Below are 24,091 nucleotides of genomic sequence, written 5' to 3' on the forward strand. Positions count from 1 at the left end.
CCGCGGCGCGACGGCATGCCACAGTCCGGCGGCCCGGAACTGGCGACGGCTGCAACGGCCGCGGAAGAAACGAACAAGGGAACGTCGATGTCGAACGATCTTTTCAACCTGACGCGCCGGCGCTTCGGAGGGCTGCTGGGCGGAGCGGCGGGCGCCGCGGCGCTCGGAACGCTCGCCCGGCCGGCGCTCGCGCAGAGCTTTCCGAGCCGCCCCATCACCATGATCGTGCCGTTCGCGCCGGGCGGCTCGACCGACCTCGTCGCGCGCCTCGTGGCGGCGAAGATGGGCGACGCGCTCGGCCAGCAGGTGCTCGTCGACAACCGCGGCGGCGCAGGCGGCAACCTCGGCGCGGGCACGGTCGCGAAGGCGGACCCGGACGGCTACACCATCCTCATGGGCACGGTCGCGACCCACGCGCTGAACCCCGCGCTCTACAAGAAGATCTCCTACAACGCCGAGACCGACTTCGCTCCGATCTCGCTGCTCGTGAACGTGCCGAACGTCCTCACCGTCAATCCGAACTTCGAGGCGAAGACGGTGCAGGAGCTGATCGACCTCGCGAAGGCCAATCCCGGCAAGTACTCCTACGCCTCGTCGGGCAACGGCTCGCCGCTGCATCTGTCCGGCGAGCTGTTCAAGAAGTTGGCCGGCATCGACCTGATCCACATCCCCTACAAGGGCTCGGGGCCGGCGCTGGTCGACGTGATCGCGGGCCAGGTGCCGATCCAGTTCGACAACATGCCGTCCTCGACCGAGCACATCAAAGCGGGGCGCCTCCGCGCGCTCGGCGTGACGACCGCGAAGCGGGTGCCGACCTTCCCCGACCTGCCGGCGATCGCCGAGACGCTGCCGGGCTACGACACCTACTCCTGGAACGCGCTGTTCGCGCCGGCCGGCACGCCGAAGGAGGCGATCGACCGGATGCACGACGCGGCGGTGAAGGCGCTCGCCGACGACGCGGTGAAGGCGAAGCTGTCGGACTTCAGCGCGGTGGTCGTCGGCTCCGGTCCGGACGAACTGGCGGCGCTCGTGAAGAGCGAGCTCGCGAAATGGGCGCCGATCGTCAAGGATTCCGGCGCACAGATCGACTGACGCGCGGCGCGCGTATGACCAAGCGGCCCGGTCCGGCCTCCGCCGGATCGGGCCGCCCGCGTGAGCGGGTGGCGGATATGAGCGGCGCGCGGGGCTTCAAAGCCGGCCCGCCGGGCCCATCTGTGGTACAACGATAAGAACGGGCCTCCGGGCCACGGGAGTTGAGACGATCATGGCGAAGCTCGCGCGCATTGAGAGCCAGAACCTGCTGACGCTCGATCCGATCTGGGCGCGCATCCGCGCCGAGGCGGAGGACGCGGTGCGGCGCGAGCCGGAGGTCGCGGCCCTGCTGTTCGCGACCGTGCTCAACCACGAGACGCTGGAGCAGGCGGTCGGCCATCGCCTCGGCGCGCGGCTCGACCGCGATGAAGTGTCGGGCGACCTGATCCGGCAGACCTTCTCGGAAGCCGCGGCCGCGGACGGCGAGATCGGCGCCGCGATCCGCGCGGACCTCGCCGCCGTGGTCGACCGCGACCCCGCCTGCACCCGCGCCATCGAGCCGCTGCTCTACTTCAAGGGCTTCCACGCCATCCAGACCCACCGTCTGGCGCACTGGCTGTGGACCCAGGGGCGCCGCGACTTCGCGCTCTACCTGCAGAGCCTGTCGTCCTCGGCGTTCCAGGTCGACATCCACCCCGCGACCCGCATCGGCCGCGGCCTGTTCTTCGACCACGCCACCGGCGTCGTGATCGGCGAGACCGCGGTGATCGAGGACAACGTCTCGATCCTGCACGGCGTCACCCTCGGCGGCACCGGCAAGAGCAACGAGGACCGGCACCCGAAGATCCGCCGCGGCGTGCTGATCGGGGCCGGGGCCAAGATTCTCGGCAACATCGAGGTCGGCCACTGCTCGCGCGTCGCCGCGGGCTCGGTGGTGCTGCACGAGGTCGCCCCCAACGTGACGGTCGCCGGCGTGCCGGCGCGCGTCGTCGGCGCGTCGCCCTGCGCCGAGCCGTCCCGCAGCATGGACCAGATCTTCTACGACGCCGGCCTCTGACCGCCCGGCCTTCCCGCCTGCGCCTTGCCTCCGGCGGCGCGGCGTGGCAAGTCGGCGGCCCAGCAGAGACGGCCGCGTCCGCGCCGCGCTCCCCATTCCGACCCATGCCCGGAGGCGATCTTGGACAAGCGCGAACTCGAGCGCGTGCAGACCTACATGCGCAAGCTGTTCCAGAATCAGACGGTCCGCGTCGTTGCGCGCCCGCGCAAGGACGACAGCGCCGAGGTCTATCTCGGCGACGAGTTCGTCGGCGTGCTGTTCCGCGACGACGAGGACGGCGACCTCTCCTACAACTTCCAGATGGCGATCCTCGAGACCGATCTCGACTGAACTGTCCCGCTGCGGGACGGCATGGCGCTTGCTCGACGGAGGCTGAAGCCCTGACGTCGCGCGAAGGAGCCGAGATGCCGCCCTTTCTGACCGGATGCCTGACGCTCGCGCTCGGCTTCGCGCTGTCCGGGCTCACGGCGTCCGCCTTCGAGGCGGCGACGGCGCGGCGGGCGAGCTTCCGGCTGCTGCGCGCGCCGGACCTGCTGGCGGTGGTGGCGGTGCCGCTCGTGACCATCGCGGCGCCTTACATGCTGGCCCGCAATCTGGCCGCGCCGCGCAACCGCGGCCGCTCCGCCGTCGGCGTGTTCGTCGGCACGGTGCTGGCCGGGCTGTGGAGCCTCGCGCTAGGGTCGGCGGCGCTGACTGCGATCGGCGTCTGACCCGCGCCCCGGGCGGGCGCGCCCCAGACCAAGACCAACGAACGGAGCCCGACCCATGGCGCTTTACGAACTCGACGGCGTGAAGCCGCAGACGCCCGCCAGCGGCCGCTATTTCGTGGCGGAGAACGCGGTCGTGGTCGGCGACGTGGTTCTGGAGGAGGACGCCAGCGTCTGGTTCTCTGCCGTGCTGCGCGGCGACAACGAGCGCATCACCATCGGCGCCCGCTCCAATGTGCAGGACGGCTGCATCCTCCACACCGACCCGGGCTTCCCGCTCGACATTGGGCCGGACTGCACGCTCGGCCACGGCGCCGTCGTCCACGGCTGCACGATCGGCGCGGGCAGCCTCGTCGGCATGGGCGCGACCATCCTGAACGGTGCGAAGATCGGGAAGTCCTGCCTCGTCGGCGCCAACGCGCTGGTGACGGAGGGCAAGGAGTTCCCGGATTTCTCCCTCATCGTCGGCTCGCCGGCGAAGGCCGTGAAGACGCTCGGCGGCGAGTGGGAGATCAAGCTGCTCGGCACCTCCGGCCGCTACGTCGCCAACTCTCGCCGCTTCGCCGCTGGCATGAAGCGGGTGGACTGAGGCGGGCGGAGACGGTCGCTCTTGCTTGTCCCGGCCTTGAGCCGGGACCCAGTCCCATGGCGGCGCTGGAAAGCCGCGACGATGTCGTCGCTTAGCTATGAAGCGTCGGCGTTTCTGGGTCCCGGCTCAAGGCCGGGACAAGGGCGCGCGGCGCTTCCAATGCGCTGCGTCGTCCTCCGGCTTGACCGGAGTACCCATCTCGGACGTCGAGCGCTACGCCCGACATGGATGGTCCGGTCAAGCCGGACCATGACGCGGAGTTTCAGAACGAACGGATCAGCCCCTTCTCAGAGCGCTCCCGCCGGCCGCCAGGGCGGGGCGATGATCTCGAGGCCGGCGGTGTCGGCCTCGTCCGTCGCCTTGGCGATCGAGGCGCCGTCGAGCACGAGGTCGGGCCGGATCTCCGCCAGCGGAGCCAGCACGAAGGCGCGGTTGAACATCTCCTTGTGCGGCACGATCAGCCGCGCCGAGGCGACCTTTGCGTCGCCGAGATAGAGGATGTCGACGTCGATCTCGCGCGGCCCCCAGCGGAAGGTCTTGTGGCGGCCGACCTCCTCCTCGACGCTCTGGGTAAAGGCGAGCGCCTCCTCCGGCGAAAGCTCGGTCTCGCCGACCGCGCAGGCGTTGGCGAACCAGTCCTGCTCCACATAGCCCCACGGCGCGCTGCGCCAGAACGACGACGCCGCGAGGAAGCGGATGTGGCGGCCGTCGAACACGCGCTCCATCGCGCGGACGAGGTTCTCGACCTTATCGCCGACATTGCTGCCGAAGCCGAGCCCGATCTCCGTCTTGGCCACGCTCACGCCTCGCCGCGGCGGCGGGTGATCTCGACGCCGACGTCGGAGAACATGCCGGCGATCGGGGCGGCCGGCTTGTGCACCTCGACCCTCACCGCGTTCACCGCGGCGTAGCGCTCGAGGATGACGCCGGCGATGCGCTCCGCCAGCGCCTCGATCAGGTCGAAGCGCTCGGACGTCGCGATTTCGACCACGGTGTTGAACACGTCGTTGTAGGAGACCGCGCCGCCGAAATCGTCGTCGCGGGCGTAAGACTTGGCGTCGAGCCAGTAGTCCACGTCGAACACGAAGCGCTGGCCGAGCTTCTGCTCTTCCGGAAACAGGCCGTGATAGGCGTGCACCTGTACGCCGCGGAGGAAAATGCGATCGCTCATCTCAGTCGAACTCGTGAGGGCGGCGCGAGGTTGCGGACCCCGACGCGAAAAGGCGGGCGACGGCGACGGCCGGCGCGCAGTCCGCGGCGGGAGCCTGGAGCGCGGGATCGTCGGCGAACGCCTTGCCGATGTCGCGATAGCCGAGCCCGAGCCTGCCCGCCAGACGTTTCGCGAGAAAACGACCGACGCCGGCGCCGACGACCGTCCGCGCGGCGGCGTCCGGGCGGCTCAGCAGGCCGATCGCGGCGTCGTGCAGCCGGCGGAGCTGCGCCTCCGCGAGGTAGCGCGCCAGCGTCTCAGCTTGGGGCCATGTCGTCGCGTCGAGATCGGCGCCGACCATGCGGAGCAGCCGCCGGGCGCTGGCTTCGCGCGTCTTCGGGCCGCCGTCGGCCGCCGGGTGCAGGTCCGCGCCCTCGGGCAGGTCGCCGGTCAGACGGTGGACGTCGGCGCTGGTGGCGAAATGCTCGGCCATCGGCGTGACCCAGGCGCCGGCGAAGGGCAGGCGCGGCGCGATCGCCATCACCGGCGTGCGGGCGACGCCGAGATAGACCAGTTCGTCGAGCGCCATGCGCTCCGCGTCGGTCGCGCCGCGGGCTGCGACGCGGCCTTGCGCGAAGGGCACGAGGTCGGAGGTCGTCGAGCCGATGTCGACCATCAGGCCGGCGTCGCCTTCCGCGGCGAGCGCCTCGGCGGTGGCGCGCCAGTTCGCGGAGGCGATGGCCTCCGCGCGCTCGCCGGCGTGGTCCGCCGGGAGGAAGCCTTCGGCGCCGGCGTAGAGCGCGAGCCGGCCCGCGCCGAAGCGGCGGGCGAGGGCGCCTGCGATCGCGGCGACGCCCGTGGCCCGGTCCGGCCAGAGGTCAACCAGTTCGCCCGTCATGGTGGCGGCGACCTGCGCGTCGTCCGGGATGTCGTCCGCGAGCTCGTCGAGCGCCGCTTCCAGCCGGTCGAGCCCGCGCCACAGCGCGCATGGGACGATGCGCACCGCCGCGAGCCGGCCGTCCGCCGCGAGGCGCGCGAGCTTCAGATGCGCGCCGCCGACGTCGAGTCCCACGATCTCCGTCACAGCCGTAGCTCCACCGGCCGGGTCGCCGCCCGCGCGGGCGGCGCGGCGTCGGCGAAGGGCGCGACCAGCCGCAGCGGGTTCAGCCCGAGCGCCTGGCGCAGGCCGGCGTAGGCGGTGGTCGGGCGCGGATTGACCTCGATCACGACGGGACCGTGGGCGCCGAGCGCGAGGTCGATCCCGAACAGGCCGTCGAGGCCGGGGAGGGCGTCCGCCACGGCCTGCGCGACGGCGACGAGGTCGGGGCGCTCGCGATCGAGCGCGCCGACGTCGAGGCCCCGAAAGCGGAAGGCGCCGTCCTCGACCGTGACGAGCTGGCGGTTGGCGGAGAGGATGACGGCGCCGCCGTCGCCGCCGCGGGCGACGAACAGGCTCGCCGCGTCGCCCTCGACGAAGGGCAGGGCGATATGGTCCGCGGGAACGGCGCCCGGAAGCGGCCTGTCCAGCCAGTACCGCGTGTCCTCGCAGCCGGCGCCGTCGTCGGGCTTCGTCACGAACGGGCCCTGCGCGTCGCTCGGGATCGCGTCCGCCGGCCAGGCCGGCGGCGTGGCGACGCCGGCGGCCCGGAGCCGCGTCGCGGTCTCGCGCTTCGAGGTGGTGATGCGGATCGTCTCGTCGTCCGGCCCGAACACCTGGGCGCCGGCCTGATGGCCGAGCGCGGCGAGGCGGGCGAGCAGCCCGCCGGTCTCGGGCGCGACCGCTATGAGGAGGTCGGCCTCCGCGGCGAGGTCGGCCCAGAGCCGCCACGGATCGTCGGCCTCACCGAGCGTCGCCACGCGGCCTGCGGGCGGCGCGGGGAGGCGCGGGTCGGCGGTCGTGGTCAGGGCGACGTCGCCGAGCTCCGCGAGGTCGCGGGCGAGCGCGTCGCGCATCAGCAGGCCCTCGCGCGCCAGCGACGCCGGCAGGGGATTGCCATGCATGCCGCCGCCGGTCACGAATTCGCAGAGAAGCACGCGCACGGGGATTCGTTCCGAAACCGCCGGCGACGCTTCGCCGGCAACCGACCGGGCCGGACCATAGGCGCGCGCGGCCGCGGGCGAAACCGCCGGCCGCCGGGGAGTGCTTGGATTTTGGACGTCATCCCCGTGATCGACCTGATGGGCGGCAAGGTCGTGCATGCGCGGCGCGGCGAGCGCGACGCCTACCAGCCGATCGAATCGCGGCTGGTCCGGGGCTCCGCGCCGCTCGCGATCGTCGCCGCGCTGCTCGCGCTGGCGCCGTTCCGCCGGCTCTACGTCGCCGACCTCGACGCCATCCGGGGCCGGGGCTCCCACGACGTCGAGATCGCCGCCATCGCCGCCACGTTTCGCGATCTCGAGATCTGGGTCGACCGCGGCGAGACCGACGTGATGGCGTTGCGGCGGCGGGCCGCTGCGGGGCCGGGGCTGTCTATCCTCGGCACGGAATCCTTCGCCGACGTGTTCGCGCTGAAGCGCGCGCTCGGCGCCGGCGAGGCCGTGCTGTCGCTCGACCACGACGCCCGCGGCAGGCTCGGGCCGGTCGAGGCGCATGACGATGTTCGGCTCTGGCCGCGGCGGGTGATCGTCATGACGCTGGCGCGCGTCGGCGCCGGGCTCGGGCCGGACCTCGAGCGCGTGGGCGCCGCGGCGGCGCGCGCGGGCGCGCGGCGGCGGGTGTTCGCCGCCGGCGGCGTGCGCGGCATCGACGACCTGCGCGCGCTGCGGGCCGACGGCACGGCCGGCGCGCTGGTCGCGAGCGCGCTGCACGACGGGCGGCTGGACCACGCCGCGCTCAGCGGTTTCGCTGCAGAAGCGCGGTGAACACCGCGGCCACCGTCAGGTCGGCGGTGGTGCCGGGGTTCAGGCCGCGCGCCTTGAGGTGCAGGTCGAAGGCGTCGAGCGCGCGGTCGCGGTCCGGCTCGGCGTCGAGCGAGGCCGCGAAGGCCGCCGCCTCCCGCCGGAGCGTCTCGGCGGTCTCGGCGCCGAACTTCCGGGCGACATGGCTGTCGGGGAACAGGCTGAGCAGGCCGAGATAGACGTCCTCGACCGCGGCGCGGCCGGAAGGCCTCGCGTCATAGGCGGCCGCGGAGGCGAAGACGTCCTCGAAGTCGGTGACGTATTGCAGCGCGATCCGGTCTCGGTGGGCGGCCTGGGACATGGCGGCGCGCAGCGTCACGGTCGGCGCGTCCGCGACGTCCTGGTCCGGCGCCGAGCCGAGCCCGCCGGGATTGGCGGCGGCGATCGCGCGGTAGGCGGCCTCCGCGTCGGCGACGGTCAGGCGCGACAGCGTCCGCGCCAGCGCAGGCCGCAGCTCCTCGTCCGGTCCGAGCGACAGCGCGGCCTCCGCGAGCGGCGCGCACAGCAGGATGATGCCGAGATTGGCGTTGCAGCCGACCGCCGCGAGCGAGGCCTTGACCGCGCCCTCGATCCGCTCGCCCACGTTGCGGCCGGCGACCAGCCGGACGGCCGCGACTTCCGCGGCCTTCTCGAAGGTCGCGACCGTCATGCCGTGGCCGCCGCGGAAGACGTGGACGTTGCCGGGCTTGAACGCGCCGAGTTCGGCCTGGCACGCCGCGCGGAACAGCGCGGCGACCTCCGCGAGGCCGAAGCCCTCAGGCGGCATCGGCGCGGGCCAGCCGGCGGGCGACGTCGCGCGCGAGCTCTGCGGCGATGTCGAGGCCCGTCGCGGCGTTGAGGCCCTTCCAGGCCGGCATGGAGTTGACCTCCAGCACCAGGAAGCGGCCGTCCTCGTCCTCGATCAGGTCGATGCCGGCGTAATCCGCGCCGACCGCCGCCGCCGCGCGCACGGCGAGCGCCGCCGCCTCGCCGTCGACGGGCGCCGGCTCGCCGGTCGCGCCCTGGAAGATGTTGGTGATCCAGCCCTTCTCGGCGTGCCGGATCATGGCGCCGACGGCGCGGTCGCGGATCGTGAACACGCGCCAGTCGTGGGCCCGGCCGCTCGCGCGCGAGCCGCGCGCCTCCACGAAGGCCTGCAGGTAGAAGACGCCGCCCACCGGTTCCGGCAGCGGTTCGCCGGGGCGGACCAGCGCGACGCCCTTGCCCTGCGCGCCGAACAGCGGCTTCAGCACCATCGGCGCGCCGTGGGCGTCGAGCGCGGCCTGCGCGTCGGCGCGGCGCTCGCGCACGATGGTGAGCGGCGTCGGCAGCCCGGCCTGCGCCAGCACGAAGGTGGTCATGGCCTTGTCGACGCAGACCTCGATGGCGCGGGCGTCGTTGACGACCGGCACGCCCATGGAGCGCGCCGCGTGCAGCAGGCCGAGCCGGGAGGTGATCTGCTCGGTGTCGCCGGCCGGGATCAGCCGCACGAATATGGCCTCGGGCAGGCCGTCGACGCCCGGGACGTGCAGGCCCGGCGCGCCGCTTGCGAGCGTGAACCCGCACTCCGTCATCGACCGGATCAACGGCCGCAGGCCTTCCCGCTCCAGCGCGCGGGCGAGCCCGTGGCTGTGCCAGTCGGCCTTTTCGGTGAAGATGACGACGGCGGGATCGGGCATGGCGGCGCGGTGCTGGGAGACGTCGGACGCCGTCACGCCCGGCGTTCGCCGGGCGTGACGGAAAAGCGGATCAGCCGCGGAACGACTTCTCCACCAGCTCCGGCACGAAGGCGCCGGCGCTGAAGCTCTTGCCGGTGGAGAGCGCGGTCACGGTCACGACGGCCGGCGAGAACAGGCCGGCGTCGCAGGCGTAGAAGTCGAAATTGTAGCCCGCGAAGATCTCGCCGAACGGACGGCCGTGGTCACGCGAGGTCGAGGAGGGCAGGCCCTTCGCGAGCTGCTCGGCCTCGTCCTCGGGGCCTTCCACATAGAGCGTGATCTCGCCGCCGTAGAGCACGGCGTCGTTGGTGCGGCCCATGCCGCCGAGGAAGTCGGCGGCCGGCGGCGCGACCGGCGCCACGCCGACGCCGTCGACGATGCGGTCCAGCGGGAAGTGGATGGCGTGCGCCTTGTGCAGCGCGACCTCGAGCACGCGGCCGACCACCTGCACCGAGCCCGCGAGGCTGGTGGTGGGGGTGAGGATCAGCGTGAGCTTGTCCTCCGCCACGCCGGTCTCCTTCGCGATGAAGGCGATCAGCGAGTCCGGCGGGCGCTTGTCGGTCTCCAGCACCAGCGCGGCGCTGCCGCCCGCGTCCTTGTAGCCGAGCTCGCCGAACAGCTCCTCCTTGGCCCACAGCGCGCGCGCCGGGCCGGAGCCGAGCGCGAAGAAGTCGCCTTCCGACAGGCTCCAGCCGGCGTACTGGCTGCCGAGGCAGGCGATGACCGGGTCGGCGGTGGTGATCTGGATCGCCGTCTGCCAGCGCGGGAAGCGGAGGTCGGGGACGAAGCGCGCGGTTCCGAGGCCGCCGAGGCAGATCTCGGTGATGCGGCGGCCGGCTTCGAGCCCGCCGCGCACGTCGATGCCGGCGTCGACGATGGTCGCGCCGGTCGCGGTGCGCTCGATCCCGAGCCGCAGAATCTGCGCGTCGGCGATCAGGGACTCGACGAGAGGAGCCGAGAGCGCGCTCACGCTCGGGCGGGACTGGGTCATGCGGGCACCGTGGGTTCGAGATCCTGGAATGCGGAATCTTGGGGTTCGGGGGCCGCCTTGCCGCGGACGGAAGGCAGCGCGGCGAGCAGGGCGAGGCGCCGGCGTTCGACAAGCGCCCGGGCGGCTTCGGGCGTCGCCGCCGCCGCGAGCGCGGTGCAGACCGGCGCGCCGCGCGGAATGAGGTCCTGCGAGGCGGGCCAGTCCGCCGTCCACGCCGGCCGGGAGACGCCGGCCGTCGTGGTCGCATGCGGCGCATAGACGACGGCGGCGGCGCGCGCGTCAACGGGACGAGGCGCCGCGTCCGGAAGCCGTCCGTCGCAGGCGGTGAGATGGGCGGCGAGCAGCGAGGGCGACGGCGCGTGGTCGAACAGGTCGAGCGTGGCGCCCGGCCGCGGGTTGATCTCGATCAGCGCGAAACCCGCCTCGTCCGCGCCGGTCGCGATCATGTCGGCGCTTGCGAGGCCGACGAGGCCGGAGGCCGCCACGAGCCGGTCGAGCATGGCCGCGACCGCCTGTTCGCGCTCGGGCGGAAGGACGAGCGGGCCGACGGCCCCGCCGTAGCGGAACGGGGCGGCGGGCGTCGGATCGGCCCATTGCGCGGAGAAGGCGACGACGCGCGCGCGCCGTCCGTCGGCGAGGAACAGCGCCGAGAACGGCGATCCCGCCACACGGGCCTGCGCGTAGCGCCCCCGGACGGCGCGTCCGTCGACGCTACGGATGTGGGCGCCGCCCGATCCGCCGACGCGCTTCGAGAGCCAGCCGGGGGGGAGGTTAGCAAGGTCGCGGATGTCGGCGACGTCGGGATGCGCGACGCCGAGGCTCCGGAGCAGCGCGGCGAAGGCGAACGGGTCCTTGAGCCGGCGCACCGTCTCGGGCGCCGCGCCGCGGATGGGATGGCGGCGGCCGACCGCGGCCATCAGCCCGGTCGCGTCCTCGAAGCCTGCGCCGAACACCACCGGCAGGCCCGCGGGCGCATGGGCTTCAAGCGCGGCCATCAGCGCGGCCGGATCGAGGCCGACCCCGCGCCGGCGCGGACGCACGCGGACGACGCAGGCCGCGTGCTCGCGCGTGTCTGCGTCCGCGAACAGGTCGAGCGCGAGCGCCGCGAGGCCGGCCCGCCGGGCGGAGCGCGCGAGCGCGCGCGTCGACAGCCCGATCAGGGCGACGCCGAACGGCTTACGCCGCGAGCTTGCGGGCGAGCTCATAGGCCTCGAGGAAGCCGATCCTGAGCGCCGTGTCGGAGGCGCGGATCCGCTTCAGGATCTGGTGCTGCACCTGATACTTCACCTGTCCGATCACGAGCGCGCCGATGCCGACGCCATAGGGCAGGGCGACGCCGTCGTCATTGGCGCCGACGCCCGCGATTCCGGTCGGCGGCACCGCGTTGATGTCGGCCGCCACCAGCAGGCTCGTCGCCGCCTTCAGCACCTCGGTCGAGATCACCTCGACGCCGGCCGAGGCCGCGGTCAGGATCACCTCGGCGTCGGCGACGAGCGCCTTCTTCTCCTCGTCGTTGGTCGCGACGGCGCAGTTCAGGATGACGCCGAAGCGCTTCTTGAAGTCGATCGCCTTGACCTCGACGTCCTCGATCACGCGGTGGCTGACGATGGTGACCTCGGCGCCGGCCTGCGCCGCGATCACCGCGGCGATGCCGCCGACGATGCCGGTGGCGCCGTAGACCTGCACCTTCGCGCCCTTCAGCCCCTCGGGCCGCGTGGCGGCGAGCTTCTTCTCCACCAGCGCGATCATGGCGGCGGCGGTGGTGAACGAGCCCGCGGGGTCGGCGAAGATCGAGATCTCGAACGGCGGGAACAGCGCGGAGCCCGCGGCCTTCATCTGGTCAAGCGCGAGGCTCGCGTCCTTGCCGCCGATGAACAGCACGGTGCGCTTGGCGGCGTCGGGCGAGCGCGAGAACATGGCGTCCTGCGTCAGCGGGACGACGTCCTGCAGGCCCACCTCGACATTCGCGGAGATGATGTGGAAGCCGGCGTCCACGGCCATGTTCACGTCGAACGGGCTCGTGTGCTTCAGCGGCGTGATCATGTGGAAGATCGGTTCAGCGTCGGACATTTGCGTCTCCGGTAAGTGCGAGCCCGTCCGGCGCGGCGGCGGAGCGGAGGGCGATGTCGGCGCCGCGGCTCGCGCCGCGGACGATCTCGAAGGCGAGGTTCGGGCGGTCGGCGAAGCGGCGGCGCATGGCGGCGGCGAGCTCGGCGGCTTCGCCGGCGTCGCCGAGGATGGCGAAGCCGGTCGGTCCCCAGGAGCTCTGCCCGACGCCGGGCACGCCGGCCTGTTCGATCGCGGCGAGCGCGTCGGCGACGTCCGGGCTCGTGAAGCGGCCGCCCTGCGCGCGGGCGAAATGGTCGCCGAGCAGGCGTTGCATCTCGCCGACGGCGCGGCCGAAGGCGTTGGCGTCGCCCTCCGCCGCGGCCGGCAGCGCGCCGAGCGTGGCGAGCCGGCACAGCCGGTCGGCGAGGCTTTCGGGAAAGGGCGGCAGCGACGCCATCGCGGTCGTCTCGCGCGAGCCGCTGAGGCCGGCGAGCCCGCGGTCGTAGATCAGCAGGATGCGCCAGCCTGCGGGGATCGGGATGCGTGAGATGATCGGCGGCGGCGCGTCGAGCGCCCCGCGCCCGCCGTCGAGGATGACGCCGCCGCTCTCGAAGGCGCCGAGGCCGATCGACGAGCGCTGCCCGCGGCCGAGCGCCTCGGCGACCTGCCGGGGCGTCAGGTCGACGCCGCGCAGCCGCGCGAGCCCGACGCCGACCGCGAGGCCGAGCTGGGTGCCGGAGCCGAGGCCGGAATGGGCGGGCAGGGCCTCGTTGACCGTCACGGCGACGCGGTCGTCGAGCCCGAAGGCGTCCGCGACGGCGCTAAGCGCCGCCTCGGCGCGGTGCGCGTCGGGCCCCTTGGCCGAGCGCCGCTTCGCCGCTTCGAGCGTCACCACCGTCGCCGGCGAATCGAGCGAGACGCCGAGCCCGCCGAAGCGTCGCCCCAGCGCGCCGCCGAGGTCGAGGAAGCCCACATGCAGCCGGCCCGGCGCGCGCACGGTTACGGCGTGCGGCGCCTCGGCGCCGGGGGGCGGCGGCTGGCTGTGGGGATCGTGTTCGGTCATGGCGTTCCGCGCGCACCATAGGGGTCGGAAAAGCCGCACGCCATCCTTGGGGAATGCGCCAAAAGCCTAGCCGGACGAAACGTCGCGCCGCGTTGCGCGGGGTCAGCCGCCCATGTAACGGTCCCGGTCAAATCAAAACCCCGAGGAGCGCCCGTGGCCGATCCGAAAGCGATCATCCCGGAAGACGAGGTGGCGGCACGCCTCGCCGCCGAGCTGCCGAAATGGCGGCTCGAGGACGGCTGGATTCGCCGTACCTACAAGACCAACAGCTGGAAAGGCACGCTGATGGTGATCAACACCGTCGGTCATCTTGCCGAAGCGGCCTGGCATCATCCGGACATCACCGCCTCCTACGCCTGGGTCGAGGTGCGGCTGATGTCGCACGACGCCAAGGGGATCACCGCCCGCGATTTCGAGCTCGCGGCCAAGATCGAGAGCGTGGTGCAGTGGAAGCCGTCCGAGGACGACGCGCTCGAAGGCACCCCGCAGACCGACATGCGCTTTTCCTACGTGAAATATGACTGACGCCGCCCCGGCTGCGACGACGAGCCAGAACGTCGTCTGCCCGTTCTGCGGCCTCGGCTGCGACGACGTCGCGCTCAAGGTCGAGGGCGCCAAGGTCACGCCGGTCGGCGGCTCGTGCGGACGGGGCGCGGCGCTGTTCGCCCGCTCCGGCGCGCCCGCTCCGGACCCGCGCGTCAACGGCCGCGAGGCGAGCCTCGACGAGGCGATCGCTGCGGCGGCCGAGCTGCTGGCCGAGGCGCGCTCGCCCGTCCACGCCGGCCTCGCGATCGACGTCGACGGCGTCCGCGCGGTGCTGAAGCTCGCGGCGCGGATCGGCGGCAGCGTCGATCATCACGCTTCGGAAGGCCTCGTCCGGAACCTCGCGAGCTCGCAGCGCAAGGGCTGGATCGCGACCACCTTCGCCGAGGTGCGCAACCGCTGCGACGTGCTGGTGGTGGTCGGGCCCGACCCGGAGAAGGCGTTCCACCGCTTCTACGCCCGCGTCGCGCCGAAGACCGGCCGGTTCTTCGAAGGCCCGCGCCGCGTGATCTTCCTCGGCGGCGCGCCGGCCGAGGGCTCGCTGGCGCAGCTCGAGGGCTCGACGGTCGAGACCGTCGCCGTGCCGGAGGGCGGCCTGGTCGACGCGCTGTCCCGGCTCGCGGCGCTGGCCGCCGGCGGTTCGCCGCTGAAGGGCGAGCCGGACCTCGCGCCGCTCGTGGACACGCTGAAGGCCGCGAAATACGCGGTGCTGGCCTGGAGCGCCTCGTCGCTCGACGCTGACGCCGACCTCGTGATCGAGCGTGCCGTCGCCGTGGTCGATGCGCTCAACGTCGAGGGCCGCGCCGCCTGCCTGCCGCTGTCGGGCAAGGACAACCTCACCGGCGCCTACCACGCCACGCTCTGGAACATCGGCTTCCCGCTCCGGGTCGGCTTCCGCGGCGGCGTCGCGGATCACGACCAGCGCGCCTACGCCACCGAGACGGCGGTCAAGACCGCGGACGTGGTGGTCTGGACGCAGGCCTTCCGCCCCGACGCGCCGCCGGAGAGCGAGGCGCGCCTGATCGCGCTCGCCCATCCCGACACCGAGTTCGAGCGGGAGCCGGACGTGTTCATCCCCGTGGGCCAGCCGGGCCTCGACCATGCGGGCCTCGCCTTCCGCGCGGATTCGGTCGTCGGCCTGCCGCTCGGGAAACACCGCGACGCCGGCCTGCCGAGCGTCGCCGACGTCCTCGCGCGCATTCTGGAGCGCCTTCCATGAGCGCGGTGCGCATCACCAACGGCAAGGTCGTCGATCCCGCGAACGCGGAGACCGGCGTCGTCCGCGACGTCGTCATCCGTGACGGCCGCGTGGTCGACGCCGCGGCGGCCGAGGGCGTGACAGAGACGATCGACGCCAAGGGCGGCGTCGTCATGGCCGGCGCGATCGACATCCACAGCCACATCGCCGGCGGCAAGTCGAACCTCGCCCGCCTGCTGATGGTGGAGGAGCAGAGCGCCAACCGCGAGCCAGAAGGCCCGTTCTGCGGCTGCGGCGGCGGCCTCGGCACCATGACCGCGCACGCCATCGGCTGCCGCTACGCCGAGATGGGCTACACCGCCGTGTTCGAGCCGGCGGTGGTGGCCGCGAACGCGCGCCACATGCACGCCGAGATGAAGGACATCCCGTTCCTCGACACCGGCGGCTATCTGGTGCTCGGCAACGACGACTTCCTGCTGGACCTGATCGCGAGCGGGGCGGGGCAGTCGGCGGTCAACGACTACGTCGCCTGGATGCTGGCGGCGACGAAGACCTTCGCCATCAAGATCGTCAATCCGGGCGGCATCAACGCGTTCAAGTTCAACGCGCGCAAGCTCGACCTCGACGAGAAGAACCCGCATTACGAGCTGACGCCGCGCAAGATCCTGACGACGCTGATCGACGCCGTCACCGAGCTCGGCCTGTCGCATCCGATCCACCTGCACGGCTGCAACCTCGGCGTCCCTGGCAACGAGGACACCACGCTCGCGACCATCGCGGCGACGGAGGGGCGGCCGCTGCACCTGACGCATGTGCAGTTCCACTCCTACGGCACGGAAGGCGATCGCAAGTTCTCCTCCGGCGCGGCGAAGATCGCCGAGGCGGTGAACAAGAACCCGAACATCACGGTCGACGTCGGCCAGGTGATGTTCGGCCAGACGGTCACCGCCTCCGCCGACTTCATGTCCCAGTACCGCAACCGCGGCATCGCCAATCCGAAGCGCTGGATCGGCATGGACATGGAGATGGACGCGGCCTGCGGCGTGGTGCCGTTCGCCTACAAGGACAAGTCCTTCGTCAACGCGCTGCAATGGGCGATCGGGCTGGAGCTGTTCCTCCTGATCGAGGACCCCTGGCGCGTGTTCCTCACCACAGACCATCCCAACGGCGCGCCCTTCACCACCTATCCGCACCTGATCCGGCTGCTGATGGACAAGGCGTTCCGCGACGAGCAGTTCGCCAAGCTGCCGAAGGCGGTGCGGAAGCACTCGATCGTCGGCGAGCTCACCCGCGAGTACACGCTCGAGGAGATGGCGATCGTGACCCGCGCGGCGCCGGCCAAGATTCTCGGCTTCAAGGACCGCGGCCATCTCGGCGCCGGCGCGGTCGGCGACGCGGTGATCTACGCCGAGGCGAGCGACTACGAGGCGATGTTCGCCACCCCCGCCTATGTGCTGAAGAACGGCGAGGTGATCGTGAAGGACGGCGAGATCGCGGGCCTCGCCTACGGCCAGACCCACCAGGTCGCGCCGGACTACGACAAGGGCATCGAGACGAAGCTCGACCGCTGGTTCGACGAGGCGGTCGGCTATAAGGCCTCGACCTTCAAGCTGTCCGATTCCGAGATCCGCGACGGGCAGGGCGCCGTGGCGCACGCGACGACGAGGGCGTCATGATCCTGAACGGCGTCGAGATCCGCGACAGCTTCGCGGAAGCCTTCCCCATGGTCGGCACGCGGCTGATCATCACCGCCGACACGGCGAAGTGGGCCATGATCGCGGCGAAGACCATGACGGGCTTCGCCACCTCCGTGATCGGCTGCGGCTGCGAGGCGGGCGTCGAGCGCGAGGTTCCGGCCGAGGAGACCCCGGACGGTCGTCCGGGCGTGGCCGTGCTGATCTTCGCGATGGACATCAAGGGCCTGAAGTCGGTCGTTCCGAACCGCATCGGCCAGTGCGTGCTGACCTCGCCGACCTCGGCCTGCTACGCCGGCATCGAAGGCGGCGAGCCGATCTCGATCGGCAAGGCGCTCAAGTATTTCGGCGACGGCTGGCAGATCGCGAAGAAGGTCGGCGATAAGCGCATCTGGCGCGTGCCGGTGATGGAGGGCGAGTTCGTCTGCGACCACGAGACCGGCTCGGTGTCCGGCGTCGGCGGCGGCAACATCCTAATCCTCGGCGCCTCGCGCCGCGAAGCGCTGGAGGCGGCGGAGGCGGCGGTCGAGGCCATGAGCAAGGTGCCTGGCAACATCCTGCCCTTCCCGGGCGGCGTGGTGCGCTCCGGCTCCAAGGTCGGCTCGAAGTACAAGGGCATGTTCGCCTCGACCAACAATTTCTACTGCCCGACGCTGCGGTCCCAGACCGAGACCAAGCTGCCGCCGGAGGTCGCCTCGGTGCAGGAGATCGTGATCGACGGCGTGAGCTTCGACGCGGTCTCGGCCTGCACCCGCGCCGGCATCGAGGCGGTGGTGAAGCTCGGCCGCGACAAGGGGATCATCGCGATCGACGCCGGCAACTACGGCGGCGATCTGGGACCGTTCCACTTCAAGCTGCGGGAGATCATGGCGTGAGCGGGATCGTCCTCACCCCCCGCGGGGCCTTCGAGGCGCGGGTCGACCTGACCGGCGCGCTGCCGGGAGCCGATCTCGCAAGCCTGAAGATCGGCTATGGCGGCCAGCGCGTCGCGCTCGTCGAGCTGTTCGAGATCTCGGGCGCGGCCTCCGGCCGGCTCACCCTCGCCGGCGGCGGGGCCGAGCTCGACAATGTGGCGGCAGGCCTTGCCGAGGGCGAAGTCGTCGTCGAGGGCGACGTCGGCGCGAGGCTCGCCCAGGGCGCGACCGGCGGCGTGGTCCTCGTCAAGGGATCGGCCGGCGACTACGCCGCGAGCGAGCTCGCGGGCGGCAAGGTCACGGTCGAGGGCGACGTCGGCGAGCGGCTCGGCGCTGCGAGCGCCGGCGCGCGCCGCGGCATGAGCGGCGGCGTCGTGACGGTCGGCGGCTCCGCCGGCGTCCGCGCGGCCGAGCGCCAGCGCGGCGGCGTCATCGTCGTCAAGGGCGCTGCGGGCGAGGGCGCCGCGACCGACATGATCGCCGGCACGCTCGCCGTCGGCGGCGCGCTGGGCGCGAAGGCCGGGCGCGGGATGAAGCGCGGCACGCTGCTGCTGCGTTCGCCCGAGGGCCTCGCCGCGGGCTTCGCGGACGCCGGCGAGCACGACTTCGTCATGCTGCGCGTGCTGGTCCGCCGCTCCGCCGAACTCGCCGCATTCCTCGGCGCGGACGCGACCAGGGCGCGCCGTTTCGCCGGCGACCTGAACGCGGGCGGGCAGGGCGAGGCGCTGGTCTTCAGCCGCTGACGGCGGACGGCGCGCGGCTGAGGCGGGCGAAGACCAGCCCTCCGGCCGCGCCCGTGGCGCAGATCAGCGCAAGGCCGCCCGCGCCGCGCGCGGCGGCGACCAGCGTCGGCATCGGCGTGAAATATCCCATCAGGGCGAAGGCGGCCCACAGCCCGGCGACGCCCGCGGCCGCGCAGACGATGGCGCGGGCGCCCGGCGCGAACCGCGTCACGAGCCACGCCGCGGCGAAGGCCGGCAGCAGGGCCGCCGCGGCGATCGCCGCCATCACCGGGCCGAAGCGCACGAGGTCCTCCGCGGTGGTCAGCGCCCGGAGCGCGGGCGTCAGCGGCGCGCCGAGCGACGACAGGGCGGCGAGGTTGATCTGCGACTGCGCCACGCTCGCGAGCGCGGCGGTGACGCAAGTCGCGGCGAGAAACGCGAGCGCCGGGCGGAGAATCGCGGTCATGCGTCGGGGTCTCGCGTTCGTGTGGCGCGCGGGAGCTTGCCGCCGGTCGCGGCGGCCCGATGCTTTGTAGCGCGCAATCGTTCCGGAGCGACCTGTGTTACGGCTTTTCCTCGTCGGCGCCGCCATCCTCATGCTTGGCCCCGTACCGGCGCGCGCCGTCGAGCAGGTCGATCCCGCCCGCTACGTGGTCGAGACCGTCGCGGGCGGTCTCGACCGGCCATGGGCGGTCGCCCCGCTGCCGGACGGCCGCACGCTGCTGACCGAGGCGCCCGGCCGGTTGAAGATCGTCGACGCGGCGGGCGGCGTCACGCCCGTGTCGGTCGCGGGCCTGCCGCCGATCCATACGGGCGGGCAGGGCGGGCTGATGGACGTGGCGGTCGATCCCGACTTCGCGGCCTCCTCCCTCGTCTTCCTCACCATGATCTACGGGACCGACGACGCGAACAACGCCCGGCTCGTCCGGGCGCGGCTCGCGGGCGACCGTCTGGAGGACGTCCGCGTGCTGTTCGACGCCACGCCCAAGGCGGGGAACTCGAACAACGGCGCCCGGATTGCCTTCCTGCCCGACCGCACGATGATCCTGACGCTGGGCGACGGCTTCGACCGGCGCGAGGACGCGCAGGACCTGTCGAACCATCTCGGAAAGCTCGTGCGGCTCGACCGGGACGGAAACGCGCCGGCCGACAACCCCTTCGTGGGGCGTGCGGGGGCGGCCCCCGAGATCTACAGCCTCGGCCACCGCAACGTGCAGGGCGTCGTGGTCGATCCGGACGACGGCGTGATCCTCGCGTCCGAGCACGGGCCGCGCGGCGGCGACGAGATCAACCGCCTACGCGCCGGCGGCAACTACGGCTGGCCGGTCGTCACCGGCGGGCTGGACTACACTTTCGCGCGGGTGACGCCGTTTCGGGACCTGCCGGGCTACGAGCAGCCGCTGCTGGAGTGGACGCCGTCGATCGCGCCGGCGGGCCTCGCGCTCTACGATGGCGCGCTGTTCCCGGAGTGGCGGGGGGCGTTGCTGGTTCCGGCCCTGAAGGAACGAGCAGTGCGCGTCGTGCGTCGCGCGAACGGTCGCATCGTCGGCGAAGAGCTTCTGCTCGGCGAACGCGGCGATCGCATGCGCGACGTGGCGGTCGCGCCGGACGGTTCGATTCTCGTGCTGACCGACGGCGAGAACGCCGCCCTGCTCCGGGTCGCCCCGCGCTGACGCTACGCCGCGTCCTCGGGACGCGCCGGGAACGCGACGTCCTCGTAGACCTCGGCGAGCGGAAGCGAGAGGCCGACGGCCGTGAGCTCGGCCGAGGCATCGAGGCCGCGCAGTTCGGTCTGCTCCCAGCCGTCGGCGCCGCGCGTCCAGACCGCCGCCTGCGGGTCGTTGGGGTCGATCAGCACGACATGGTCGATGCTGTCGACGGCGCGGTACTCGTCGAGCTTCTGGAACATGTCGAAGTCGCGCGTCGAGGGCGAGAGCACCTCCACCACCACCTTCGGCTCGCTCGCCATCGTGGAGCGGTCGACGCGCGGCCCGCAATCGACGCCGGAGTCGGGACGGCGGATGCGCCGAGCGCTGGTGCGCACCGACATGTCCGGCGAAAACGCGCGGCATGCGCGGCCGCGCAGCCTCGTGCCGAGAGCGATGATCACATTGACGACGATCTGGTCGTGGCGCTGGCTCGCGCCGGACATCATCGTCCACTCGTCGCCGTAGCGGATCCATTCGCCCCGCAGCACGGGAACGCCGTCGACGAGCTCGTGGCTCTCCTCCTGGGTCTCCTCCCAGGCGAAGAACTCCTCGACCGTCATCCGCTTGACCGCAGGCTCCGCCATCGCGCGACCTCACCCGAACAGGCGGAGCCTAGCACGGCTCAGGCCGCGGCGCGCGGGGACCTGAGCGCCGCGCGGACCGTCGCGACGCGGGCCGCCGTGAGCGTGCCTGTCCGGCCGCCGTCGCAGAGCGCGCCGCGGAAGCCGAGATAGTCCGGCTCGAAGCGCGCGAGCGGCGCGATGTCGTCGGCCGCGAGCGAGCCGGCGAGGCCGGTCAGCAGCCCGCGGGCGCGGGCCGTGCGGACGAAGGCGGAGATGGCGTCGTCCGCCATGCGCCGGCGCAGGGCCCCGGCGCCCTTGTCGGCAGTGTCGACCATGACGCCGTGGAAGCCGGCCTCGGCCGCGGCGGGAATCAACTCGAGCGACACGCCGAGATCGGCGAAGAGCACCGCGATCAGGCGCGTCCGCCGGGCGAGGGGCGTGAGCGCCGCCAGGCATGCGGCCGCGTCGCCGTCCGCGAACAGGCCGAGCTTCACCAGCGGAACGCCGGTCGCGGCGACGGCCTCGGCGGCGCGCAGCACGGTCTCCGGGTCCATCGGCTGGTCGCCGATGGTGGCGCTGAGCGCCGGCGCCCCGTCGCCCCAGCTCCGCCAGCGCGCCACGGCGGCGCGGAGCCCGTCCGGTTCCCACGCGCCCAGCGCGCCGCGCGACGGGTCCTTCAGGTCCACGATGTCGGCTCCGCCGGCGCGGACGACCTCCATCTCGTCGAGGGTCGCGACGCTCGCGAGCAGGCCGGTCATGGCCGGGCCTCGCCGCGCCGATGGTCGCGCACCGCGTCCAGCAGCCAATCCCAGGCCTCGCGCTCGTCCGCGCCTGCGGTCTTGTCGATGGCGATCTGGAGGTAAGCCAGCTCACGGTCGATCTTGTCGTCCGGCAGCATGGACAGGCGGCTGACCAGGACGGCGCCTTCGAGCACGGCGGCGATCGCCCGGTTCAGGCCGGGGAACGGCTTGTAAGCCGTCTCGCGGACGATGCGGCAATGGAGCTTCGGACGCTGGCCGTCGTCCTCGATGCGGGCCACCTCGATCTCGTGGGTGGCGAGCGCGCCCGCGAGCCGGACGGCGGCGACCTGCTCCGCGGGGACCGTCGGCCAGTCGCGCCGGCGCTTGGTGACGCAGCCCGCGAACACCCGCGCGTCGTCGGTGAAGTTCACGACGCCGCAGCGGGTTGCGAGAAAATTCTCAAGCGTCGTGGAAGGCCGGAACGGCTGCAGCAACCAGCCGCCCTCGATCGGCGTCGCGCCCATCGGAGCGATGTGCGGAACGCCGTCGGGCGACAGGGTGGTGACGATCGTCTCGCGGATCACGTGTCGCTGTCCTGCCCGGCGTCGGAGGCCGCCGGCTCGGCGTCGGCGCGTCTGGCGCGCTTCGCCCGCTTGTCCTGCAGCGTCGCGCCAGCGTTCTTGAAGCTCAGCTTGTGCGCCTCTTCAAGGCTTTCGGCGGTTTCGCCGGCGACGCCGAACTTCAGCGCCTCGTCCTGCGCGTAGCGCTTGCCGAGGCGGTAGGCGATCTCCGCCCGCGCCGTCTCGACGCCGAGATAGAAGGCGTGGCCGGCGTCGCCCTCGACGGCGAGATGCGGGAAATGGTCGAACGGGTCGACGCCGACATGGTGGCCGTCGCGGTTGTAGACGTGGACGCCGTCGTCGCTGACCTCGATGCGGTAGTTGCGGTCGCGGACCTCGCTCGCGAGCGTCGCGATGTCGGCCGGACTCGACGCCACCGGCCGGCGGTCGCGCAACGCCATCAGCCCGCCGCCGAAGCCCTGCGGCAGCGAGCCGGCTTCGCGCGCGGCGAAGAATTCGCGGCGCGCGCGGTCGAACTCGCGCACGGCCGTGCGGCAGTGCGGGCTGACCTGCACCGCGAGCACCGCCTCGATCCTGAGTTCGGAGATCATCCCCATCAGGATGGCGTTGATCCCGGTCGTGTCGGCGTCGGTGAGCTCGGTGACGTTGCCGATGCCCATCAGGATCGGCGCGTCCGGCCGCAGCCGGCGCAGCTCCGCGTAGCGCACCACCGAGGCGGTGAAGCCGAAATGGATGGGATCGAGGATCGGGTCGGCGAGGTAGCGCCGCCCCTTGGCCTCCAGCGCGTCCATGGCGCGTAGCAGCGAATCCATGTCGGCGGGCGCGGCCGGCACGAGAATCGGAACGGCGTCGCCCTCGTCGGCGATGGCGAGCGTGGCCTCGCTGAGGCTCAGCAGGTAATGCGCGCCGGCGCGGTTGGCGCGGGCGAGCTCCTCCGGGTTCGCCGAATCGACGCTGACCTTTGCGCCGTCGGCGATCAGGGCGGCGATGCAGGCCTCGAGATTTGGGAACGGCGTGTCCGGCAGGCAGCCGAGGTCGATCACGTCGGCGCCGTCGGCCCGCAGCGCGCGGGACTTCGCCAGCAGCTCGTCGGCCGAGAGCATCGTGGCGTCGACGATTTCGGCGAAGATCGTGCAGTCGTGGCGCGACAGGTCCGGCTCCACGCCGCCGCGGCCGAAGAAGCCGGGGAGGTCGGCGAGCTCCTCCGGCCCGCGCTCGAAGGGCACGCCGAAATGCCGGCTGAGCCGTTCGAGATCGCCGCGGAATCGGCCGGGCAGCACCGCGCGCGAGGCGTTCTCGGGCAGCTTCAGCCGGCGCTCGAGAATCTCGGCCGTCATCAGCGCAGCCACCTTGACGCCCACATTGACGACCTGCGGCTGCAGCGTCTCGCTGCGCAGCTCGTCCGCGAGCCGCGCGAGCCGGGCTTCCGCAAGCGATCCGGTGACGAGCGCGACGGTCTCCGCGCTCACGCCGCGCGCCTTTCGAGGCCGTCGAGCGCCTGGTCGAGCGCTGTCGGCGAGGCGTCGCCGACGAGCGCCACCCGGCCCTCGTAGCGGGCCGCGAGGACGGGGAGATAGGGATCGACGAGGCCTGCTTGGGCCCACGATTCCGGGTCCTCGGCGGCAGGGGCAGGCGCCGCCTTCACGAACACCGCCTGCGCCGCGCCGAGCGTGATCGCGAGCCACAGGGCGAGGCTGTCGGAGGTCACGTCCCAGCTCGCCGGCACGTCGGCCTCGAGCGCCATGCGCGCGGGCAACCAGATCGCGCCGCGGCTGCGGGCGGCGGCGAAGGCCTCGGGGGTCGCGCAGGGGCGGAGGTCCGGCCGGCGCGCCGCCAGCATCAGCGCGCTCTGCTCCATGGCGAGGATCGCCATGCGGTGCGCCGTGGCGTCGTCGAAGCCGCGCCGCGTCTGCGCCGCGCGCACCGTGTCGGCGAACGGCCCGCCGCCGGCGACGACGACCGCGCCGCGCCAGGCCGAGGCGTCGAGCAGCGCGTCGAGCGCGTCGGCCTCGAACAGGCTGCCGCCGAGCTTGACGACGGAAAGGGGCGGGCGGCGTTTCATACGGGCGGGCGACGATCCCAAGGGTCAACTGAACGCAGAGGCGTACCGCCCCCGCGCCCGTATTCCAAGCGGCGCGCCGCCGCAGCGGTCGTCCGGCGAGGCGAGGCCCGGTCCTCGAAGCCGCCGGCCCTT

General features: G+C 72.7%; 28 protein-coding genes. 12 read left to right on the forward strand and 16 right to left on the reverse strand.

From position 1 onward, the window contains the following. The first annotated feature begins 87 nt into the window (after window positions 1-87). The 5 genes from ACFSCV_RS00160 (at window position 88) to ACFSCV_RS00180 (ending at window position 3,385) form a co-directional block, all read left to right on the forward strand. The gene (locus tag ACFSCV_RS00160; protein ID WP_378795827.1) at window positions 88-1,092 is read left to right on the forward strand and encodes a Bug family tripartite tricarboxylate transporter substrate binding protein; all 1,005 of its coding nucleotides are present in this window, start codon (window positions 88-90) and stop codon (window positions 1,090-1,092) included. 172 nt (window positions 1,093-1,264) lie between these two features. Beyond that, window positions 1,265-2,089 (forward strand): serine O-acetyltransferase, encoded by an 825-nt coding sequence (cysE, locus tag ACFSCV_RS00165; RefSeq protein ID WP_378795829.1) that lies wholly within the window; start codon window positions 1,265-1,267, stop codon window positions 2,087-2,089. A gap of 120 nt (window positions 2,090-2,209) precedes the next feature. After that, on the forward strand, window positions 2,210-2,419 hold the full coding sequence (locus ACFSCV_RS00170; RefSeq protein WP_271201164.1) for a DUF3126 family protein: 210 nt from the start codon (window positions 2,210-2,212) through the stop codon (window positions 2,417-2,419). Between the two features lie 74 nt (window positions 2,420-2,493). After that, window positions 2,494-2,799, forward strand: coding sequence for a DUF6949 family protein (locus tag ACFSCV_RS00175; protein ID WP_271201165.1), 306 nt, complete (start codon window positions 2,494-2,496; stop codon window positions 2,797-2,799). A gap of 55 nt (window positions 2,800-2,854) precedes the next feature. Further along, window positions 2,855-3,385: a gamma carbonic anhydrase family protein gene (locus ACFSCV_RS00180; RefSeq protein ID WP_378795831.1), complete on the forward strand. Its 531-nt coding sequence runs from the start codon at window positions 2,855-2,857 to the stop codon at window positions 3,383-3,385. A 287-nt stretch (window positions 3,386-3,672) separates the two neighbouring features. Here the strand turns inward: ACFSCV_RS00180 and folK are convergent, their stop codons facing one another. The 4 genes from folK to ACFSCV_RS00200 are packed head-to-tail and all read right to left on the reverse strand — an operon-like array spanning window position 3,673 to window position 6,575. Continuing rightward, the gene (gene folK / locus ACFSCV_RS00185) at window positions 3,673-4,182 is read right to left on the reverse strand and encodes a 2-amino-4-hydroxy-6-hydroxymethyldihydropteridine diphosphokinase (RefSeq protein WP_378795833.1); all 510 of its coding nucleotides are present in this window, start codon (window positions 4,180-4,182) and stop codon (window positions 3,673-3,675) included. A 2-nt stretch (window positions 4,183-4,184) separates the two neighbouring features. Further along, window positions 4,185-4,556, reverse strand: coding sequence for a dihydroneopterin aldolase (gene folB, locus ACFSCV_RS00190; RefSeq protein ID WP_378795835.1), 372 nt, complete (start codon window positions 4,554-4,556; stop codon window positions 4,185-4,187). Window position 4,557: 1 nt separating this feature from the next. Continuing rightward, entirely contained in the window at window positions 4,558-5,619 is a 1,062-nt protein-coding gene (locus tag ACFSCV_RS00195; RefSeq protein WP_378795837.1) for a hydantoinase/oxoprolinase family protein, read from the reverse strand. Continuing rightward, a complete protein-coding gene (locus ACFSCV_RS00200; RefSeq protein WP_378795839.1) occupies window positions 5,616-6,575 on the reverse strand; it encodes an ATP-grasp domain-containing protein in 960 nt (319 codons plus the stop codon). The genes ACFSCV_RS00195 and ACFSCV_RS00200 overlap by 4 nt, the downstream gene beginning before the upstream one ends. A gap of 111 nt (window positions 6,576-6,686) precedes the next feature. Here ACFSCV_RS00200 and ACFSCV_RS00205 point away from each other — a divergent pair, with 111 nt between their 5' ends. Further along, window positions 6,687-7,397, forward strand: coding sequence for a HisA/HisF-related TIM barrel protein (locus ACFSCV_RS00205; RefSeq protein WP_378795841.1), 711 nt, complete (start codon window positions 6,687-6,689; stop codon window positions 7,395-7,397). On the opposite strand, the gene ACFSCV_RS00210 is transcribed toward ACFSCV_RS00205, so the two are convergent. From ACFSCV_RS00210 to ACFSCV_RS00235, 6 genes are read right to left on the reverse strand one after another with little or no spacing between them, the layout of a single operon-like run. Next, the gene (locus ACFSCV_RS00210; protein WP_378795843.1) at window positions 7,369-8,199 is read right to left on the reverse strand and encodes a triphosphoribosyl-dephospho-CoA synthase; all 831 of its coding nucleotides are present in this window, start codon (window positions 8,197-8,199) and stop codon (window positions 7,369-7,371) included. The genes ACFSCV_RS00205 and ACFSCV_RS00210 overlap by 29 nt on opposite strands. Next, window positions 8,189-9,127, reverse strand: a complete 939-nt coding sequence (locus ACFSCV_RS00215; RefSeq protein WP_378795845.1) for an ATP-grasp domain-containing protein — start codon at window positions 9,125-9,127, stop codon at window positions 8,189-8,191. Before ACFSCV_RS00215 ends, ACFSCV_RS00210 begins: the two co-directional genes overlap by 11 nt. Window positions 9,128-9,161: 34 nt before the next feature. Continuing rightward, a complete protein-coding gene (mch, locus tag ACFSCV_RS00220) occupies window positions 9,162-10,121 on the reverse strand; it encodes a methenyltetrahydromethanopterin cyclohydrolase (protein WP_378795847.1) in 960 nt (319 codons plus the stop codon). Then, a complete protein-coding gene (locus tag ACFSCV_RS00225; RefSeq protein WP_378795849.1) occupies window positions 10,118-11,326 on the reverse strand; it encodes an ATP-grasp domain-containing protein in 1,209 nt (402 codons plus the stop codon). The genes mch and ACFSCV_RS00225 overlap by 4 nt, the downstream gene beginning before the upstream one ends. Further along, window positions 11,298-12,191: an NAD(P)-dependent methylenetetrahydromethanopterin dehydrogenase gene (locus ACFSCV_RS00230; RefSeq protein WP_378795851.1), complete on the reverse strand. Its 894-nt coding sequence runs from the start codon at window positions 12,189-12,191 to the stop codon at window positions 11,298-11,300. The genes ACFSCV_RS00225 and ACFSCV_RS00230 overlap by 29 nt, the downstream gene beginning before the upstream one ends. After that, complete coding sequence (locus tag ACFSCV_RS00235; RefSeq protein ID WP_378795854.1) at window positions 12,178-13,233, reverse strand: beta-ribofuranosylaminobenzene 5'-phosphate synthase family protein; 1,056 nt, start codon at window positions 13,231-13,233, stop codon at window positions 12,178-12,180. Before ACFSCV_RS00235 ends, ACFSCV_RS00230 begins: the two co-directional genes overlap by 14 nt. Window positions 13,234-13,386: 153 nt before the next feature. Between ACFSCV_RS00235 and ACFSCV_RS00240 the strand changes: the two genes are divergently transcribed. From ACFSCV_RS00240 to ACFSCV_RS00260, 5 genes are read left to right on the forward strand one after another with little or no spacing between them, the layout of a single operon-like run. Next, entirely contained in the window at window positions 13,387-13,758 is a 372-nt protein-coding gene (locus ACFSCV_RS00240) for a 4a-hydroxytetrahydrobiopterin dehydratase (protein WP_378795856.1), read from the forward strand. After that, window positions 13,751-14,995 carry a hypothetical protein gene (locus tag ACFSCV_RS00245; RefSeq protein WP_378795857.1) on the forward strand — a complete coding sequence of 415 codons (1,245 nt, stop codon included), beginning with the start codon at window positions 13,751-13,753 and terminating at the stop codon, window positions 14,993-14,995. Before ACFSCV_RS00240 ends, ACFSCV_RS00245 begins: the two co-directional genes overlap by 8 nt. Next, complete coding sequence (locus ACFSCV_RS00250; RefSeq protein WP_378795859.1) at window positions 14,992-16,650, forward strand: formylmethanofuran dehydrogenase subunit A; 1,659 nt, start codon at window positions 14,992-14,994, stop codon at window positions 16,648-16,650. The genes ACFSCV_RS00245 and ACFSCV_RS00250 overlap by 4 nt, the downstream gene beginning before the upstream one ends. Then, entirely contained in the window at window positions 16,647-17,543 is an 897-nt protein-coding gene (gene fhcD / locus ACFSCV_RS00255; RefSeq protein WP_378795861.1) for a formylmethanofuran--tetrahydromethanopterin N-formyltransferase, read from the forward strand. Before ACFSCV_RS00250 ends, fhcD begins: the two co-directional genes overlap by 4 nt. Then, window positions 17,540-18,325, forward strand: coding sequence for a formylmethanofuran dehydrogenase subunit C (locus tag ACFSCV_RS00260; RefSeq protein ID WP_378795863.1), 786 nt, complete (start codon window positions 17,540-17,542; stop codon window positions 18,323-18,325). The genes fhcD and ACFSCV_RS00260 overlap by 4 nt, the downstream gene beginning before the upstream one ends. Here the strand turns inward: ACFSCV_RS00260 and ACFSCV_RS00265 are convergent. Next, entirely contained in the window at window positions 18,315-18,770 is a 456-nt protein-coding gene (locus ACFSCV_RS00265) for a hypothetical protein (protein WP_378795865.1), read from the reverse strand. The genes ACFSCV_RS00260 and ACFSCV_RS00265 overlap by 11 nt on opposite strands. A gap of 94 nt (window positions 18,771-18,864) precedes the next feature. Here ACFSCV_RS00265 and ACFSCV_RS00270 point away from each other — a divergent pair, with 94 nt between their 5' ends. Next, window positions 18,865-19,977 carry a PQQ-dependent sugar dehydrogenase gene (locus ACFSCV_RS00270; RefSeq protein ID WP_378795867.1) on the forward strand — a complete coding sequence of 371 codons (1,113 nt, stop codon included), beginning with the start codon at window positions 18,865-18,867 and terminating at the stop codon, window positions 19,975-19,977. A 2-nt stretch (window positions 19,978-19,979) separates the two neighbouring features. On the opposite strand, the gene ACFSCV_RS00275 is transcribed toward ACFSCV_RS00270, so the two are convergent. From ACFSCV_RS00275 to ACFSCV_RS00295, 5 genes are read right to left on the reverse strand one after another with little or no spacing between them, the layout of a single operon-like run. Next, window positions 19,980-20,597, reverse strand: a complete 618-nt coding sequence (locus ACFSCV_RS00275) for a Uma2 family endonuclease (RefSeq protein WP_378795869.1) — start codon at window positions 20,595-20,597, stop codon at window positions 19,980-19,982. A 38-nt stretch (window positions 20,598-20,635) separates the two neighbouring features. Next, a complete protein-coding gene (locus ACFSCV_RS00280; protein ID WP_378795871.1) occupies window positions 20,636-21,334 on the reverse strand; it encodes a (5-formylfuran-3-yl)methyl phosphate synthase in 699 nt (232 codons plus the stop codon). Next, window positions 21,331-21,900 carry a DUF447 domain-containing protein gene (locus ACFSCV_RS00285; protein ID WP_378795873.1) on the reverse strand — a complete coding sequence of 190 codons (570 nt, stop codon included), beginning with the start codon at window positions 21,898-21,900 and terminating at the stop codon, window positions 21,331-21,333. Before ACFSCV_RS00285 ends, ACFSCV_RS00280 begins: the two co-directional genes overlap by 4 nt. After that, entirely contained in the window at window positions 21,897-23,366 is a 1,470-nt protein-coding gene (locus ACFSCV_RS00290; RefSeq protein WP_378795875.1) for a DUF6513 domain-containing protein, read from the reverse strand. Before ACFSCV_RS00290 ends, ACFSCV_RS00285 begins: the two co-directional genes overlap by 4 nt. Further along, the gene (locus tag ACFSCV_RS00295; protein WP_378795877.1) at window positions 23,363-23,959 is read right to left on the reverse strand and encodes an amino acid kinase family protein; all 597 of its coding nucleotides are present in this window, start codon (window positions 23,957-23,959) and stop codon (window positions 23,363-23,365) included. Before ACFSCV_RS00295 ends, ACFSCV_RS00290 begins: the two co-directional genes overlap by 4 nt. Window positions 23,960-24,091 lie beyond the last annotated feature (132 nt).

The sequence above is a fragment of the Methylopila henanensis genome, from assembly GCF_042681025.1.
GTDB classification, from domain to species: Bacteria; Pseudomonadota; Alphaproteobacteria; order Rhizobiales; family Methylopilaceae; genus Methylopila; species Methylopila henanensis.